Source organism: Rhodanobacter lycopersici (assembly GCF_040812335.1).
In the GTDB taxonomy this organism is placed as follows: Bacteria; Pseudomonadota; Gammaproteobacteria; order Xanthomonadales; family Rhodanobacteraceae; genus Rhodanobacter_A; species Rhodanobacter_A lycopersici.
In genome coordinates, this window is record NZ_JBFOHK010000002.1 from 246,222 (window position 1) to 262,629 (window position 16,408).

A 16,408-nucleotide genomic window follows, 5' to 3' on the forward strand; every position below is an offset into this window, starting at 1 on the left:
GACCCGGGCAAAATAGGTGGCCGATTTCATCCGGATCGTCACCATGTCCTCGCCCGACAACTCCAGCTGTACTGCCTTCGACGGCCATGTGCTCATCGCCTCCGGTGCACTTGCCGAAGTGGCGCTGGCGGTGAAGCGTCTGCTCGACCGCCACCCGGCACGTACGCCACTGATCCTCGACGACGCCACCGGCCAGCCGGTGGAGGTCGACTTCCGCGGCAGCGCCGACGAGGTGCTGGCCCGCCTGCAACCGGCCGCGAGCGACGAAGCGCCGCGTGGCGCGGGGCGGCCCCGGCTCGGCGTGGTGGCGCGCGAGGTGACCTTGCTGCCGCGCCACTGGTACTGGTTGAACAGCCAGCCCGGCGGCGCTTCGGCCACGCTGCGTCGGCTGGTCGAGGAGGCTCGGCGCAACGGCAGCGCGAAGGATCGCGCGCGCCTCGCGGGCGAGGCTGCCGACCGCTTCATGCGCGTGGTCGCCGGTGACCTTGCCGGCTATGAGGAAGCCTCGCGCGCGCTGTGGCGCGGCGACCGCGATGCTTTCAACCGCCATACTCGCGGCTGGCCGAAGGACGTGCGCGAACACGCCCGCCGGCTCGCCGCCATCGCCCGCGATGCACAGGCCGAGGCCGGCTGAATCGTCGCGTGCATGCGCAACGGACACCTCATTCAACCGGAACTTCCATGCCCTCCTCTCCCACTGCTTCGCCGCTTGCCCAACGCGACTTCCGGCTGCTGTTCGGCGGCAGCGGCATTTCCGCGATCGGCGACCAGTTCACCCTGGTGGCGCTGCCGTGGCTGGTGCTCAAGCTCACCGGCAGCCCGGCCGCGCTGGGCCTGGTACTGGCGACGATGGCGCTGCCGCGGGCGGCCTTCATGCTGATCGGCGGCGCGGTGGTGGATCGCCTGTCGCCGCGCCGGGTGCTGCTGGCGGGGCGCGGGGTGAATGCGCTGCTGGTGAGCCTGCTGGCCGCGCTGGTGCTGGGCGGCGCCATCCACATGGGGTTGGTGTATGCGCTGGCGCTGGGCATCGGCCTGGCCACCGCGTTCGCCTATCCGGCAGGCTCGGCGATCCTGCCGCAGCTGGTGCCGCCGGCGCAGCTGCGCGCGGCCAATGCGCTGTTCATGGCGATGCGCCAGCTGAGCATGCTGGTGGGGCCGGCGCTGGCCGGCCTGCTGATCAGCGTGGGGGCGCATGGCGGCCACGGCAACATGGCCGACGCCACCGGGCTCGGTCTCGCCTTTGGGGTCGATGCGCTGAGCTTCTTGTTTTCGCTGGCCTCGCTGGCATTGATCCGTATCCACGGCGACTACCATCCGCGCCCGCGCGATGGCGGCGTGCTGGCCAACGTCAACGCAGGCGTCCGCGCGGTGTGGGCCGACCTGCCGCTGCGCGCGTTCGTGCTCTATGCCGCGGTGGTATCCGTGTTCGTGGGCGGCCCGATCCAGGTCGGCCTGCCGATGCTGGCCGACACGCGGCTGGATCTCGGCGCCGCCTCGCTGGGCATCCTGATGACCGCGAACGGCGGCGGCATGCTGGTGGGCAGCATGCTGTCCGGCTTCGCCGCGAAACTGGTGCGCAACCGGCTGGGCCTGATGGTGCTGGGCATCGACAGCTTCGCCGGGCTGGCGCTGGCCGCGCTGGCCTTCGATCACTCCACGCTGGCCGGCGCCGCCCTGCTGGCCGCTACCGGCGTGCTGGGCGGCATCGTGCAGGTCACCATCGTCAGCTGGATCCAGCACCGCGTGGCGCCGGAAATGATGGGCCGCACGATGAGCCTGCTGATGTTCACCTTCATAGGGCTGGGCCCGTTGTCGGCGGCGGTCGCCGGCAGCCTGCTGAAGGTGGTGTCGCTGCCCGCACTGTTCGCCGGCGCGGGCCTCACGCTCACGGCGATCGCGCTGGGCTGCATGAGCAGCCCGGCGCTGCGCAGCATCGGTACGCCGCTGCGCGTGCCGGCGGAAGCCTGAGCGGCGACTAGCGCGGCGCGCGCAGCGCCGCGGCCTCGCGCGCCAGTTGCTCGATGCCGGCCCAGTCGCCGGCCTGCAGCTTGTCCTTCGGCGTGAGCCAGGAGCCGCCCACGCAGGCCACGTTGGGCAAGGCGAGGAAGTCCGGTGCGCTGGCGAGGCTGATGCCGCCGGTGGGGCAGAAGCGGATCTGCGGCAGCGGGCTGGCCCAGGCGGCCAGCAGTTTCGCACCGCCCGCGGGCGCGGCCGGGAACAGCTTCAGGTGCCTGTAGCCGCGTTCGAGCAGCGTCATCGCCTCGCCTGCGGTGGCCACGCCGGGCAGCAGCGGCAGCGCACTGGCGTCGGCGGCGTCGAGCAGCTTCGGCGAGACGCCTGGCGATACGGCGAAACGCGCACCGGCGGCCCGTGCGGCTTCGAGCTGGGTACCGTCGAGCACGGTGCCCACGCCCACCACGGCGCCTTCCACTTCGCTGGCGATCGCGCGGATCGCGTCCAGTGCGGCCGGCGTGCGCAGCGTCACCTCGATGCTGCGGATGCCGCCGGCGACCAGGGCGCGCGCCATCGGCACGGCGTGGGCCACGTCGTCGATGATCACCACCGGCACCACCGGGGCGAGGGCGAGGATCTCGGCGAGGACGGTCTGCTTGTGGTCGTTGCTGTTCATGGGTTGGCTCGCGAAAGAAGGTTGGTGTCGTAGGGGCGGTCGTAGGAGCGGCTTTAGCCGCGATTCCGAGCCGGTCGCGGCTGAAGCCGCTCCTACGGAGGGGCGGATCAGGCGTCGGCGGCGTGGTGGCGGTCGTGCCTGGCGAAGATGGTGGCGCCGGCGTCGGCCGAGCCCACGGCATTGCGCAGGCTGGCGAACAGTTCGCGGCCCATGCCCACGTGGTGCGCGGAAAGGTCGGCGTGCACCTGCGCGCGCGCGGCCCACTCGGCGGCGTCCACCTTCGCCTCCAGCGTGCCGGCGATGGCGTCGAGACGGACGAGGTCGCCGTCGCGCAGCTTGCCCAGCGGGCCCGCGTCGATCGCTTCGGGGGTGACGTGGATCGCCGCGGGGATCTTGCCGGAGGCGCCGGACATGCGCCCGTCGGTGACCAGCGCCACGCGGTGTCCGCGCGCCTGTAGCACGCCCAGCGTGGGGGTGAGCTTGTGCAGCTCGGGCATGCCGATCGCCTTCGGTCCCTGGAAGCGCACCACGGCCACGAAGTCGCGGTCGAGGTCGCCGCGATCGAAGGCCTGCTTCACCTCATCCTGGTCGTGGAAGATCACCGCCGGCGCCTCGATCACCAGGCGGTCGCCCGGCACCGAGGACACCTTGATCACCGCGCGGCCGAGGTTGCCTTGCAGCACGCGCAGGCCGCCGTCGGCGCGGAACGGTTCGCCGGCCGGGCGCAGCACGTCGAGGTTGCCGCTGGCGGTGACTTCGTTCCATGCCAGCTGGCCGGCCGCGTCCAGCGCAGGCATGCGGCGGTAGGCGTCGAGGCCCTTGCCCCACACCGTGTGCGCGTCGCCGTGCAGCAGGCCGGCGTCGATCAGCGAGCCGATCAGGAACGGCATGCCGCCGGCCTGGTGGAAGTGGTTCACGTCGGCGTGGCCGTTCGGGTACACGCGCGCCATCAGCGGCACCACCCCGGACAGCGCGTCGAAATCCTCTAGCGTCAGCACGATGCCGGCGGCGTGCGCCATCGCCACCAGGTGCAGCAGGTGGTTGGTCGAGCCGCCGGTGGCGTGCAGGCCCACCACGCCGTTGACCACGCTGCGCTCGTCGAACATGCGGCCCAGCGGGGTGTAGTCGTCGCCCAATGCGGTGAGCGCCGCGGCACGGCGCACCGCGGCTTCGGTGAGCGCATCGCGCAGCGGTGTGTTCGGGTTGACGAAGCTGGCGCCCGGCAGGTGCAGGCCCATGATCTCCATCAGCATCTGGTTGGAATTGGCGGTGCCGTAGAAAGTACAGGTGCCGGGCGCGTGGTAGGAGGCGGCCTCGGCCTCCAGCAGCTCCTCGCGCGTGGCCTTGCCCTCGGTGTAGCGCTGGCGCACCGCGGTCTTGGCGTCGTTGCTGATACCGCTGGGCATCGGCCCCGCCGGCACGAACACCGCGGGCAGGTGGCCGAAGCTCAGCGCGCCGATCAGCAGGCCCGGCACGATCTTGTCGCAGATGCCAAGGAACAGCGCGGCGTCAAACATGTCGTGCGACAGCGACACCGCGGTCGCCATCGCGATCACCTCGCGCGAGAACAGCGACAGCTCCATGCCGGCGCGGCCCTGTGTGATGCCGTCGCACATCGCCGGCACGCCGCCCGCCACCTGCGCGGTGACGCCGGCCTCGCGCGCCACGCGGCGGATCAGCTCGGGGTAGTGCTCGTACGGCTGGTGCGCCGAGAGCATGTCGTTGTACGCGGTGACGATGCCGAGGTTGGGCACGGTGCCCGCGCGCAGCGCGGCCTTGTCGTCGGCGCCGCAGGCGGCAAAGCCGTGTGCGAGGTTGCCGCAGGACAGCTGGCGGCGGTGCGGGCCGTTGCCGCGTGCGGCGTCGATGCGTGCCAGGTAGGCGGTGCGGCTGGCGCGGCTGCGCTCGGCGATGCGGGCGGTGACTTCGGCGAGGAGGGGATGCAGGGTCATGACACGAATCCGGGAATCGACGGGAATCATCAAGCGGAGCGGGCAGCGGGCCAGGGATGGCCCGCCCGCGAAGCAGGCGCTTTGCGCCTGTTTCGGCGGAGCCTGCGCCGGGCTATGCCCGGCACAGGCGAGTCGACCATGGGCAGGAGCCCATGGTCGACATCAGGCACGGCGCTCTTGATCTGGTGCCGTGCCTGCAACAAGCTCCGCCTTTTATCGAACCGTCAAAAAGCGAAGCCTTTACTGATGCCATGCGAGTGCAGTCCTGCACTTGCATGGCTCGGCCAGCCCGGCTGCGCCGGCCTGACCTCCGTCGGTCCACGGTGAAGCCGGTGACCGACGTGCGGCCCCTCCATGGGCCGCGACCGCTCCGATCAAGGACACCAGTAAACCGCCAACGGTACGCGATCCTGCCGTACGACAGCGCGCACCGGATAATTCTTCGCCTCCGCCAGCCCCAGTCGCACATCCGCCAGCAGATCGCGCTTCTTCTCCCCGCTCACCAGCAGGTACAGCGCGCGGGTGTCCAGCAGCACGGGCAGGGTGAGCGTGATGCGCGGCTCGCCGGCGCCCGGCGCCTGCATCGGCAGCACCTTCGCCGTGCCCTGCGGATCCAGTGCCGCGGCCAGGTGGTCGCCGCCGGGGAAGAAGGAAGCGGTATGACCGTCCTCGCCCATGCCCAGCACCACCACGTCGAATGGCACGGGCAGCGCAGCGATGCGCGCATCGGCCTCGGCCAGCCCCGCTTCCGGAGTGGGCGCGCCGGTGTACAGCGGCACGAAGCGGGCGGCCCGGGCCGCGTTCTGCAGCAGGGTGGTCTCCACCAGCTTCGCGTTGGAGCGCGTGTCGGTGTCCGGCACCCAGCGTTCGTCGACCAGGGTGATCGTGACCTGCGCCCAGTCCAGCGCCTCGCGCGACAGCCGGGCGAAGAAATCCCTCGGCGTGCTGCCGCCGGAAACCGCGATCACGGCGTGGCCGCGTGCCGCGATCGCCTCGCGCAGTTGCGCAGCGACGCGCTCGGCCAGCGCCACGGCCTGGGCGTTGCAATTCGTGAAGCTGTGCGTGGTGACGTTCGACATCGCGTGTGTCCGTTTACTCGCTGTCTTCGTGCCAGGTGCGGCCGTCGCGCTCGATCAGCGCCACCGAGGCGCTCGGACCCCAGCTGCCGGAGGCGTAGGGGCGCGGCGCTTCGCCGCTGGCGGCCCAGGCGGCGAGGATGGGGTCGGCCCAGCGCCACGCCGCCTCCACCTCGTCGCGGCGCATGAACAGGGTGGGGTTGCCGCGCACCACGTCGAGCAGCAGGCGCTCGTAGGCATCCGGCTGCGCCACGCCGAAGGCTTCGGCGAAGCTCATGTCCAGCGGCACGTGGCGCAGGCGCAGGCCGCCGGGGCCGGGGTCCTTGATGGTGAGCCACAGCTTCACGCCCTCGTCGGGCTGCAGGCGCAGCACCAGCCGGTTCTGCGCCAGCGGACCCGCGCCGGCGCCGAAGATCGAATGCGGCACCGGCTTGAACGCCACCACGATCTCCGACACGCGCTCGGGCAGGCGCTTGCCGGTGCGCAGGTAGAACGGCACGCCGGCCCAGCGCCAGTTCTCGATCTCGGCCTTCAGCGCCACGAAGGTCTCGGTATCCGACTTCGCGCCATTCAACTCGTCCGGATAGCCCGGCACCGACTGGCCCTCGGCCACGCCGGCGCGGTACTGGCCGCGCACGGTGAGCTGGCTGGCATTGCTTTCGTCGATGCGCTTGAGCGAGCGCAGCACCTTGAGCTTCTCGTCGCGCACCGCGTCGGGCGTCAGCGAGGCGGGCGCTTCCATCGCCACCATGCACAGCAGCTGCAACAGGTGGTTCTGCACCATGTCGCGCAGCGCGCCGGCGCGGTCGTAATAGCCGGCGCGGCGGCCCAGGCCCAGCGTCTCGGCCACGGTGATCTGCACGTGGTCGATGTGGCTGGCGTTCCACAGCGGCTCGAACAGCGCGTTGCCGAAGCGCAGCGCCAGCAGGTTCTGCACCGTTTCCTTGCCGAGGTAATGGTCGATGCGGTAGGTCTGCGACTCGGCGAACACCTGGCCCACCGCGTCGTTGATCCGGTTCGCGCTGGCGAGGTCGCGGCCGATCGGCTTTTCCAGCACCACGCGCGAGCGTTCGCCGTTCAGGCCGCACTGGCCGAGCCGGCGGCAGATGTCCTCGAACAGCTCGGGCGAGGTGGAGAGGTAGAACACGCGGACGTGCTCGGGCTGCTCGCCGATCAGCGCGGCGAACGCATCCCAGCCTTCGTCCTTGCGCGCGTCCAGCGGGCGATAGAACACCTGCTGCAGGAAGGCATCCAGCTTGGCGGGATCGGCGCCGTTGCCGGCCAGCGATTCGTGCAGCTGGGCGCGGTAGCCGGCATCGTCCAGCGGCTCGCGGGCCACGCCGACGATGCGGCTGCCGGCCGGGATCTGGCCGTCGGCGTAGCGGTGGAACAGCGCGGGCAGCAGCTTGCGCAGGGCGAGGTCGCCGGTGCCGCCGAAGATCACCAGGTCGAAGGTGTCGACCTTCTGGAAAGTAGCCGTCACGCAATCACCTCAGATACGGGTAGAGACAGGCGGGCTGGAGGGGAGTTCGGCCCGTGCCGTGACGATAGTACCAGTGGAATACCAGAGCAAGCACGGCCGTGCATACGAATTCATTGGCACCCGGCATGCCGCCTGGGGACCGGGTTTTCATCGGTATGCAGGAAATGGACATCCGGCCGACTTGCGGCCAATGGTTTGCTATTGGTATCTTCTACGTATGGAAACCGCATTGGCCCGCGAATACCGCCGCATCTGCCGCGACCCGACCAGCCACCAGCCGCTGGCCTACCTGCGGCTGCGCAGCGCGATCCGCAACGTGGTCGAGCACCGCGCGATCGAGCCGGGCCAGGCGCTGCCCAGCGAGCGCGACCTGTCGCAGGCGCTGAAGCTGTCGCGCGTCACCGTGCGCAAGGCGATCGCCGGCCTGGTCGAGGAAGGCCTGCTGACCCAGCGCCACGGCGCTGGCACCTTCATCGCCGAGCGCATCGTCAAGCCGATGTCGCGGCTGTCCAGCTTCACCGAGGACCTGCGCGACCGCGGCCTGCATCCGCGCTCGGAATTCTTCGAGCGCAGCGTGGGCGAGGTGACGCCGGAAGAGGCGATGGCGATGAACCTGTCGCCGGGTTCGCTGGTGGCGCGCCTGCACCGCGTGCGCTACGGCCAGGACGAACCGCTGGCGATCGAGCGCAGCGTGGTGCCGGCCAGCGTGCTGCCCGACCCGATGCTGGTGCGCGATTCGCTGTACGAGGCACTGGAGACGCTGGGTTGCCGCCCGAAACGCGCGCTGCAGCGCCTGCGCGCGGTGTCGCTGGGCCCGCAGCACGCTCGCCTGCTGCACGTGGCCGCCGGCAGCGCCGGGCTCAACATCGAGCGGCGCAGCTTCCTGGACGATGGCCGCGTGGTCGAGTTCACCTGCTCCTGGTATCGCGGCGACATCTACGACTTCGTGGCCGAACTGCACGCCGACTGAGGTGTGCCGGCCCTCCAACCTCGCTTCGCCGGACCGTGGCGGGGCTCACCCTGAATGAGATCACCATGCACGCCAGCGACACCCTGATGTACCGCGAAGCGCACGAATCCGCCGACGTGGTGGCGCGCCAGTTCGCCGCCAACGAGCGCGTGGTCGGCGAACTGGCGGCCGCGCTGCGCGCCCGGCCGCCACGTTTCATCGTCACCTGCGCGCGCGGCAGTTCCGATCATGCCGCCGCCTACGCCAAGTACGTGTTCGAGACCCAGCTCGGCATCGTCACCGCTTCGGCCTCGCCCTCGGTCACCTCCGTGTACGCGGCGCCGCAGCAGTGGGAAGGCGCGCTGTTCATCGCGATCTCGCAGTCGGGCAAGAGCCCCGACCTGGTGCGCAACGCGCAGGCCGCGAAGACCGCCGGCGCCCGCGTGGTGGCGATGGTCAACGTGGAGGACTCGCCGCTGGCCGCGATCGCCGATACCGTGATCCCGCTGCACGCCGGCCCCGAACGCAGCGTGGCCGCCACCAAGAGCTACCTCGCCGCGCTGGCCGCGATCCTGCACCTGTGCGCGCGCTGGCATGGCGACGCGAAGCTGCTCGCCGCGCTGGAGGCCTTGCCCGGCGCCCTGCGCGCAGGCTGGGACGCGGACTGGTCGGCGCTGGTCGATGGCCTCGCCGACGCGCACAACCTGTTCGTGGTGGGCCGCGGCTTTGGTTTCGCGGCCGCGCTGGAGGCCGCGCTGAAGTTCAAGGAAACCTGCGGCCTGCATGCCGAGGCGTTCAGCGCCGCCGAGGTGAAGCACGGCCCGATGGCGCTGGTCGGCCCGGACTTCCCGGTGCTGTGCTTCGCCCAGGACGACGGCACGCTGGAAAGCACGCTGGCCGTGGCGAACGAATTCCGCGGCCGTGGCGCACAGGTGCTGGTGGCCGCGCCGGGCCTCGCCGGCGAAGGCTTCCTGCCGCTCGCCTCCGGCCTTCCGGCGATCTGCACGCCATTGCTCACCATCCAGAGTTTCTATCGCGCCGCCAGCGCGCTGGCGCTGCGCCGCGGCTACAACCCCGACGTGCCGCCGCACCTCAACAAGGTCACCGAAACCGTCTGAACCCCGTAGGAGCGGCTTCAGCCGCGACTAGGAGGGAGAATCGCGGCTGAAGCCGCTCCTACGCCGCTCCGACGGCCGCTCCTGCCGATCGTTTTCCATCGAGTTTTTGCCATGACCACCGCCCTCACGAACGCCCGCGTCCTCACCGCCCACGGCTGGCGCGACGATCTCGCCGTGCTGGTCGAGGGCGGGCGCATCGCCGCGCTGCTGCCGGATGACCATGCCGCCGTGCGCGCCGTGCAGGCGCAGGACCTCGGCGGCGCGCTGCTGGTGCCGGGCTTCATCGACGTGCAGGTGAACGGCGGCGGCGGCGCGCTGTTCAACGCCGCGCCCACGGTGGAAACGATCCGCACGATCGGCGCGGCGCACCGCAAATTCGGCACCACCGGCTTCCTGCCCACCCTGATCAGCGACGGCACCGACGTGATGCGCGCCGCGCTGGCCGCGGTGGAGCAGGCCTTCGACGAAGGCGTGCCGGGCCTGCTCGGCATCCATCTCGAAGGGCCGTACCTCGCGCCCGAGCGCAAGGGCGTGCACGACCCCAGGTGGTTCCACGTACCGGGTGAGGCAGAGCTCGAACTGCTCTGCGCGCCGCATCGCGGCGTGCGGCTGCTGACGCTGGCGCCCGAGCGCGTGCCGCACGAGATGATCGCGCGGCTCGCCGCCGCCGGCGTGGTCGTCAACGCTGGCCACACCGCCGCCGACCACGCCACCATCCGCGCCGCGCTGGCTGCCGGGGTGCGCGGCTTCACCCACCTGTTCAACGCGATGACGCCGCTCGGCAGCCGCGAGCCCGGCGTGGTGGGCGCGGCGCTGGACGATGCCGGCAGCTGGTGCGGCATCATCGTCGACGGTCACCACGTGCATCCGGCCAGCCTGCGCAACGCCGTCGCCGCCAAGCCGCGCGGCAAGATGCTGCTGGTCACCGACGCGATGCCGCCGGTGGGGGCGGATTCTCCCGAGTACGTGCTCAACGGCGAAACCATCGTGGCGAAGGATGGCATCTGCCAGACCGCGAACGGCGTGCTCGCCGGCTCGGCGCTGGACATGGCCGCTGCGGTGCGCAACACCGTGGACATGCTCGGCCTGCCGCTGGACGAGGCGGTGCGCATGGCCAGCACCTATCCCGCCGATTTCCTCGGCCTCGGCGCAAGCCACGGCCGCATCGCGGTCGGCTATCGCGCCGACCTCGTCGCGATGGATGCCGACTGCAACATCCGCCGCAGCTGGATCGCCGGCGAATCGCCGTAGGAGCGGCTTCAGCCGCGATGCTTTGGGCGGAATGTTCGAAAAGCCGAGAAGCTATCGCGGCTGAAGCCGCTCCTACGCCGCTCCTGCGGCAGCGTGTACCGGGCGTGTGCGGCCGTCCCCAGTCCACGACCTGCTAGACTGCGCGGCGTCCAGGTGTCCCGGCGGCATTCGCCGCAGGGATGAAACGGGAAGCCGGTGCGTGGTGTTCCACACCGCAAGGCTGGCGCTGCCCCCGCAACGGTAGGCGAGTACACGCGCGGCCATCCGCCACTGTGTCGAGGACACGGGAAGGCGCCACGCGGGACGGTGCAGGCATCGTCCGCTCGCAAGCCCGGAGACCGGCCCGGACATGACTGCTGGCTCGCGGTGGGCGAGACCGGACAGACGCGTCCGGCCCTTGCCGTGCCTGCCTGTTCCCGTCTCCCCGTACCCGCCTGCCGGTCCATGGAACACCATGTGCCGTGCGGTGCGCGCGGCCGAGGAACGAGACGTGAAAAAGACCCTGCTGGCCGCGGCGCTGCTGTGCTGCCTGCCTACCGCCTACGCTGCCGACCAGAACGACGCGAGCACGCTGAATCCGGTGGTCGTCACCGCCACCCGCACGCCGATCACCGCCGATGACGCGCTGTCCTCGGTCACCGTGATCACCCGCGCCGACATCGAGCGCCTGCAGCCGGTCTCGCTGATCGACCTGCTCACCGGCCTGCCTGGCGTGAACCTTACCCAGAGCGGCGGCATCGGCCAGGTGAGCACGCTGTTCATGCGTGGCACCAACTCCACGCACACGCTGGTGCTGATCGACGGCGTGCGGATCGGCTCGGTCACCGCCGGCTTCGCTTCGCTGGAGCAGATCCCGATGGAGCAGATCGAGCGCATCGAGATCGTGCGCGGCCCGCGCTCCAGCCTGTACGGCGCCGACGCGATCGGCGGCGTGATCCAGATTTTCACGCGCCACGGCCAGGCCAACGGCGGCATCGCGCCGTCGCTGAGCATGACCGCGGGCAGCCACGGCCTGTTCGGCAGCCAGGCCGGCCTGTCCGGCGGCGACCAGCACGCCTGGTACAACCTCAGCCTGGGCGGCGAATACACCAGCGGATTCCCGGGCTGCAAGATGGGCGCGGCCGAGGCGATGGCCGGTTGCTTCGTGGACGATCCGCGCGACGACGCCTACCGCAACTGGAACGGCGCGGCCGATTTCGGCTACCGCTGGGACAACGGCACCGAGCTGGCCTTCACCTGGCTGCGCAGCAAGAACGACGTCGAATACGCCGGCAGTCCGTACGGCGGCGACGATGCCGTCAACGAGCAGCGCGTGGCCGGCGTGCGCCTGAGCTTCTCGCCGCTGGAGGCATGGAAGGTCACGTTGAACGCGGGCCAGAGCAAGGATCTCGCCACCACCTATTACCAGGGCACGTACTACGGCGAGTACTACCCGCTGGCGCAGACCGGCTACTTCAACTCGCGGCGCAACCAGTTCTCGTGGCAGAACGACATCGCGCTCAGCTCGAACCAGTTGCTGACCGTGGGCGTGGACTACCAGCAGGAACACCTGGACAGCAGCACCGGCTACCTGGCCGACAGCCGCGCCGACACCGGCGCCTACGCGCAGTACCAGGGCACGTTCGGCCGCAACGAAGTGCAGCTTTCCGTGCGCCACGACCACAACCAGCAGTACGGCGACCACGACACCGGCGCGGCATCCTGGGGCTACCACTTCGACCACGGCCTGCGCGTGTACGCCAGCTACGGCACGGCCTTCCACGCGCCGACCTTCAACGACCTGTACTACCCGCCGTACTACGGTGTTCCGTCGGCCAACCCCGACCTGAAGCCGGAGAAGTCGCGCAGCGCCGAAGTGGGTGTGGCCCAGCAGCTGGGCGTGTGGAACTGGGGCGTGAGCGCCTACCAGACCAGGATCGACGACCTGATCCTGCTCGACCCCAGCCAGAACTATGTGCCGTTCAACGTCAGCAAGGCGCGCATCCGTGGCCTGGAGGGCCAGGTCGGCGCGGACCTCGGCGGCTGGCAGGTGCAGGCTTACCTCACGCTGCAGCAGCCGAAGGACGTCGGCAGCGCCACCGCGGACGCCAACAGCGGCAACCTGTTGCCGCGCCGCCCTGAGCGTATGGCGCGCATCGACATCGACCGCCGCTTCGGCGCGTTCGGCATCGGCACCACATGGTATGCCGCGGGTCGCAGCTACGACGATGCCGCCAATACGCACCGCCTCGGTGGCTACAGCACGCTGGCGCTGCGCGCGAGCTGGCACTTCACGCAGGACTGGCAGGTCGAGGCCAAGCTGGCCAACGCCTTCGACCACGAATACGAGACCGTGTACTACTACAACCAGCCCGGCCGCACCTGGTACCTGACCCTGCGCTACAGCCCCGCGGCGCACTGAATCCCGTCGGGCCAGGGAAGGCCTGCCGCGCAGGGACAGGGGAGGAGACATGAACAGGGACGTTCGCCGCCGGCGCCCTGCGGACCTGCCGCAGACAGGGCGGCCCCTGCCTTTCGACAGGGGCCGCCTTCAGGCATATACATCGCGGCGCGAGGTCAGGCATAAAGGGCACATGGTCGGGAACCCGTTCATGCCGCCGCAGGTCGCGTGTGTTCTCCCGCTATGCTTGCGCGCCACGGAGGACACGTGAACATCTTCGCTCCCATGATCCGACGGCCCGTCGGTACTTCGCTGCTGGCGCTCGGCCTGGCCCTCGCCGGTTTCTGCGCCTACCTGCTGCTGGGCGTGGCGGCGTTTCCGTCGATCGAATTCCCGTTCATGGCCGTGTCCGCGCAGTTGCCGGGCGCCAGCGCGCAGACCATGGCGAACACCGTGGTGGCGCCGCTGGAGCGGCACCTGGGCCGCATCCCCGGCGTGTCGCACATATCCTCCACCGCCACCGAAAGCGGGGCGCAGATCTTCCTGCAGCTGGACTTCGGCCGCAGCCCCGACGAGATGGCGCGCGACGTGCAGGCGGCGATCAACGCCGCGTTGCCCGACCTGCCGCAACTGCCCAGCCCGCCGACCTACTTCAAGGCCGACAGCTCGCAGATCCCGATCCTGCTGGTGGCGCTGACGTCCACCAGCCTGCCGCCGGACAAGCTCTACGACCTCACCGATACGCTGCTGCAACCCGCCGTGGCGCAGATTCCCGGCGTGGCGCTGGTGCAGGTGGGCGGCGGCGCGCCGCATGCGGTGCGCGTGGCGCTGAACACCGCCGCGCTGGCGCACGCCGGCATCACCGCGAACGACGTGGCGAACGCGTTGCGCGCGGCCAATGTCACCTCGCCGCAGGGCACGATCGGCAACAACGCGACCCAGATGACGGTGAGCGCCAACGATGCGCTGCATACCGCGCAGGACTTCGCCCAGCTGGTGATCGCCACCCACAACGGCGTACCGGTGCGCCTGGCCGACGTGGCCACCATCACCAGCGGGCAGCAGGACAACTACGCCGCGGCCTGGTTCAACGACCAGCGCGCCGTGGTGCTGCGGATCACCAAGCGCCCCGAGGCCAATGCGGTGGCCACGGTGGAGGCGATCCGCGCGCGGCTGCCCGAGTTGCGCAACCTGCTGCCCGCCGACGTGCAGATCACCCCGATCTTCGATCTCACGCCCACCACGATGTCGGCGCTGCACGAGGTGGAGGTGGCGCTGCTGATGAGCGTGGTGATGGTGGCGCTGGTGATGCTGGTGTTCCTGCGCCGCAAGCGGCCCACGGTGATCGCGATGTTCAGCGTGCCGCTGTCGCTGGCCGGCGCGTTCGTGGTGATGTGGGCGCTCGGCTTCACGCTCAACATCTTCTCGCTGGTGGCGCTGGTGCTGTGCGTGGGCTTCGTGGTGGACGACGCCATCGTGGTGATCGAGAACATCGTGCGCCACATGGAGAAGGGCATGCCGGCGCTCGAGGCCGCACTCACCGGCGTGCGCGAGATCGGCTTCACGGTGATCTCGATCACGCTGTCGCTGATCGCGGTGTTCGGGCCGATGGTGTTCGGCAACAACATGTTCATCCTGCTGATGCGCGAGTTCTCGGTGACCCTGATCGCCACCATTGTGATCTCGGCGCTGGTGTCGCTGACGCTCACGCCGGCGCTGTGCGGCCACTGGCTGGCCGGCGACGACGTGCATGCCGCGCGCCGGCCGGGGCGGCTGGAACGCTGGGCCGAGCGGTTCGACCAGGGCTTCCTGCGGCTGTACGAACGCGGACTGGACTGGTCGATGCATCACCGCCGGCTGATGCGCTGGCAGCCGCCGATCCTGCTGGTGCTGACCATCGTGCTGGCGGTGCTGGTGGGCATGACCGCGGGCGGCGGGCTCATGCCCAAGGAGGACACCGGCCTGATCAACGCGAACATCACCGCCGACGCCAACATCTCGCCCACCCTGATGATGAAGCGCACCCAGCAGGTCGTGGCGCAGATCCATGCCGATCCGACGGTGCTGGACATCACCGCGTCGGTCGGTGGCAACGTCGGGTCGACCGCCAACCAGGCGAACCTGTTCATCGACCTGAAACCGCTGGGCGACAAGCCCGGCGACCGCCGCGACTCCGCGCAGCAGGTGGTGGACCGGCTGACCAGGAAATTCAAGGATGTGGCGGATCTCGACGTGACGCTCACCGCGCAGCAGTTCATCAACATGGGTGGCGGCGGCAGCAGCGGCGTGGGTCGCTACTCGTTCCAGCTCACCAGCATCAGCGGTACGCCGCTGCAGCAGCCCACCCTGGACCTGGAACGCGTGATGCGCGGCATGAAACAGTTCCGCGACGTCACCTCGAGCTTCGACAGCATCGGCAAGCAGCAGATGCTGGAGGTGGACCGCAATGCCGCCGCGCGGCTGCAGCTGGGCATGGGCATGATCGATTCGGCGCTGTACGACGCGTTCGGCCAGAACCAGATCTCGACGATCTATTCGGACATCAACCAGTATCGCGTGGTGCTCACCTCGGACAAGGCCGACACGCTGAGCCCGGACGCCCTGCTCAACACCTACGTGCGCAACAGCGCGGGCACGATGATTCCGCTCTCCGCGGTGGCGCGCATCCAGCCGCACATGGCGCCGGTGAGCGTGCAGCACTACGACCAGGTCGAATCGGCTTCGATCAACTACAACCTGGCCGAGGGCGTGACCCAGGCGGACGGGCTGAAGCTGGTGGACCAGGCGATCTACGCCGCCCACCTGCCGGACGGCGTGCAGAAGAAGTACACCGGCGAGAATCAGAACCTGCTCGACGCGCTCACCAACTCGCTGCTGCTGCTGCTCGCGGTGATCGGCGCGATGTACGTGGTGCTCGGCATCCTGTACGAGAGCCTGATCCATCCGCTGACCATCCTTTCGACGCTGCCGGCGGCGGGCATGGGCGCGTTCCTGGCCATGCTGCTCACCCACACCCAGCTCACCGTGATGTCGGTGATCGCGGTGCTGATGCTGATCGGCATCGTGAAGAAGAACGCGATCCTGATGGTGGACTTCGCCCTGGTCGCCGAGCGCGAGCACGGCATGGCGCCGCCGGCGGCGATCCGCGAAGCGGCACTGGTGCGTTTCCGCCCGATCACCATGACCACCCTGGTGGCGATGGGCGCGGCGCTGCCGCTGGCGGTCGGTTTCGGTGCCGGCTCGGAGATGCGCCAGCCGCTGGGCATCGCGATCCTCGGCGGCCTGTTCGTGTCGCAACTGCTGACCCTGCTCAGCACGCCGGCGATCTACCTGTGGCAGCACGACCGCCGCGAGCGCAAGGCGAAGCGCAGGGCGCTGCGCGAGGCGATCCGCCGCCAGCGCCTGCTGGTGAAGCAGGTGCCGGCGCTACCGAAGTAGGAGCGGCTTCAGCCGCGACTGGCGCGGGAGTCGCGGTTGAAGCCGCTCCTACGGCCGCTCCCTCGACAGGACAAACCTGCTCGTCACCTGGATGGCGAGCCTGCGAAAGCGATCCGGCCGCGCCTTCCGCCC

General features: G+C 70.0%; 11 protein-coding genes and 1 riboswitch. Of the genes, 7 read left to right on the forward strand and 4 right to left on the reverse strand.

All coding sequences use genetic code 11. From position 1 onward, the window contains the following. The first annotated feature begins 43 nt into the window (after positions 1-43). Together ABQJ54_RS08070 and ABQJ54_RS08075 are read left to right on the forward strand one after the other, a co-directional pair. The gene (locus ABQJ54_RS08070; RefSeq protein WP_367853784.1) at positions 44-634 is read left to right on the forward strand and encodes a DUF2239 family protein; all 591 of its coding nucleotides are present in this window, start codon (positions 44-46) and stop codon (positions 632-634) included. A gap of 47 nt (positions 635-681) precedes the next feature. Next, positions 682-1,968, forward strand: a complete 1,287-nt coding sequence (locus ABQJ54_RS08075) for an MFS transporter (protein WP_367853785.1) — start codon at positions 682-684, stop codon at positions 1,966-1,968. A 7-nt stretch (positions 1,969-1,975) separates the two neighbouring features. Here the strand turns inward: ABQJ54_RS08075 and eda are convergent, their stop codons facing one another. From eda to zwf, 4 genes are all read right to left on the reverse strand, one after another. Continuing rightward, the gene (eda, locus tag ABQJ54_RS08080; protein WP_367853786.1) at positions 1,976-2,629 is read right to left on the reverse strand and encodes a bifunctional 4-hydroxy-2-oxoglutarate aldolase/2-dehydro-3-deoxy-phosphogluconate aldolase; all 654 of its coding nucleotides are present in this window, start codon (positions 2,627-2,629) and stop codon (positions 1,976-1,978) included. Positions 2,630-2,736: 107 nt separating this feature from the next. Then, on the reverse strand, positions 2,737-4,581 hold the full coding sequence (gene edd, locus ABQJ54_RS08085) for a phosphogluconate dehydratase (RefSeq protein WP_367853787.1): 1,845 nt from the start codon (positions 4,579-4,581) through the stop codon (positions 2,737-2,739). Between the two features lie 374 nt (positions 4,582-4,955). Continuing rightward, positions 4,956-5,660, reverse strand: coding sequence for a 6-phosphogluconolactonase (gene pgl / locus ABQJ54_RS08090; protein ID WP_367853788.1), 705 nt, complete (start codon positions 5,658-5,660; stop codon positions 4,956-4,958). Between the two features lie 13 nt (positions 5,661-5,673). After that, a complete protein-coding gene (gene zwf / locus ABQJ54_RS08095; RefSeq protein ID WP_367853789.1) occupies positions 5,674-7,140 on the reverse strand; it encodes a glucose-6-phosphate dehydrogenase in 1,467 nt (488 codons plus the stop codon). A 217-nt stretch (positions 7,141-7,357) separates the two neighbouring features. Between zwf and ABQJ54_RS08100 the strand changes: the two genes are divergently transcribed. The 5 genes from ABQJ54_RS08100 (at position 7,358) to ABQJ54_RS08120 (ending at position 16,276) form a co-directional block, all read left to right on the forward strand. Beyond that, positions 7,358-8,110 (forward strand): GntR family transcriptional regulator, encoded by a 753-nt coding sequence (locus ABQJ54_RS08100; RefSeq protein WP_367853790.1) that lies wholly within the window; start codon positions 7,358-7,360, stop codon positions 8,108-8,110. Positions 8,111-8,175: 65 nt separating this feature from the next. Further along, positions 8,176-9,207, forward strand: a complete 1,032-nt coding sequence (locus ABQJ54_RS08105; protein ID WP_437343329.1) for an SIS domain-containing protein — start codon at positions 8,176-8,178, stop codon at positions 9,205-9,207. A 111-nt stretch (positions 9,208-9,318) separates the two neighbouring features. Next, complete coding sequence (gene nagA / locus ABQJ54_RS08110) at positions 9,319-10,458, forward strand: N-acetylglucosamine-6-phosphate deacetylase (RefSeq protein WP_367853791.1); 1,140 nt, start codon at positions 9,319-9,321, stop codon at positions 10,456-10,458. 134 nt (positions 10,459-10,592) lie between these two features. Further along, positions 10,593-10,819, forward strand: a riboswitch (cobalamin riboswitch). A gap of 129 nt (positions 10,820-10,948) precedes the next feature. After that, entirely contained in the window at positions 10,949-12,859 is a 1,911-nt protein-coding gene (btuB, locus tag ABQJ54_RS08115; RefSeq protein ID WP_367853792.1) for a TonB-dependent vitamin B12 receptor, read from the forward strand. A gap of 246 nt (positions 12,860-13,105) precedes the next feature. Further along, positions 13,106-16,276 (forward strand): efflux RND transporter permease subunit, encoded by a 3,171-nt coding sequence (locus ABQJ54_RS08120; RefSeq protein ID WP_367853793.1) that lies wholly within the window; start codon positions 13,106-13,108, stop codon positions 16,274-16,276. The last annotated feature ends 132 nt before the right edge of the window (positions 16,277-16,408 follow it).

Excerpts from the sequence above, each read along its gene's own strand:
- edd (WP_367853787.1), bottom strand. The coding sequence starts at position 4,581 with ATGACCCTGCATCCCCTCCTCGCCGAAGTCACCGCCCGCATCGCCGAG.
- nagA (WP_367853791.1), top strand. The coding sequence starts at position 9,319 with ATGACCACCGCCCTCACGAACGCCCGCGTCCTCACCGCCCACGGCTGG.
- ABQJ54_RS08100 (WP_367853790.1), top strand. The coding sequence starts at position 7,358 with ATGGAAACCGCATTGGCCCGCGAATACCGCCGCATCTGCCGCGACCCG.
- ABQJ54_RS08070 (WP_367853784.1), top strand. The coding sequence starts at position 44 with ATGTCCTCGCCCGACAACTCCAGCTGTACTGCCTTCGACGGCCATGTG.
- ABQJ54_RS08105 (WP_437343329.1), top strand. The coding sequence starts at position 8,176 with ATGCACGCCAGCGACACCCTGATGTACCGCGAAGCGCACGAATCCGCC.
- eda (WP_367853786.1), bottom strand. The coding sequence starts at position 2,629 with ATGAACAGCAACGACCACAAGCAGACCGTCCTCGCCGAGATCCTCGCC.
- pgl (WP_367853788.1), bottom strand. The coding sequence starts at position 5,660 with ATGTCGAACGTCACCACGCACAGCTTCACGAATTGCAACGCCCAGGCC.
- ABQJ54_RS08075 (WP_367853785.1), top strand. The coding sequence starts at position 682 with ATGCCCTCCTCTCCCACTGCTTCGCCGCTTGCCCAACGCGACTTCCGG.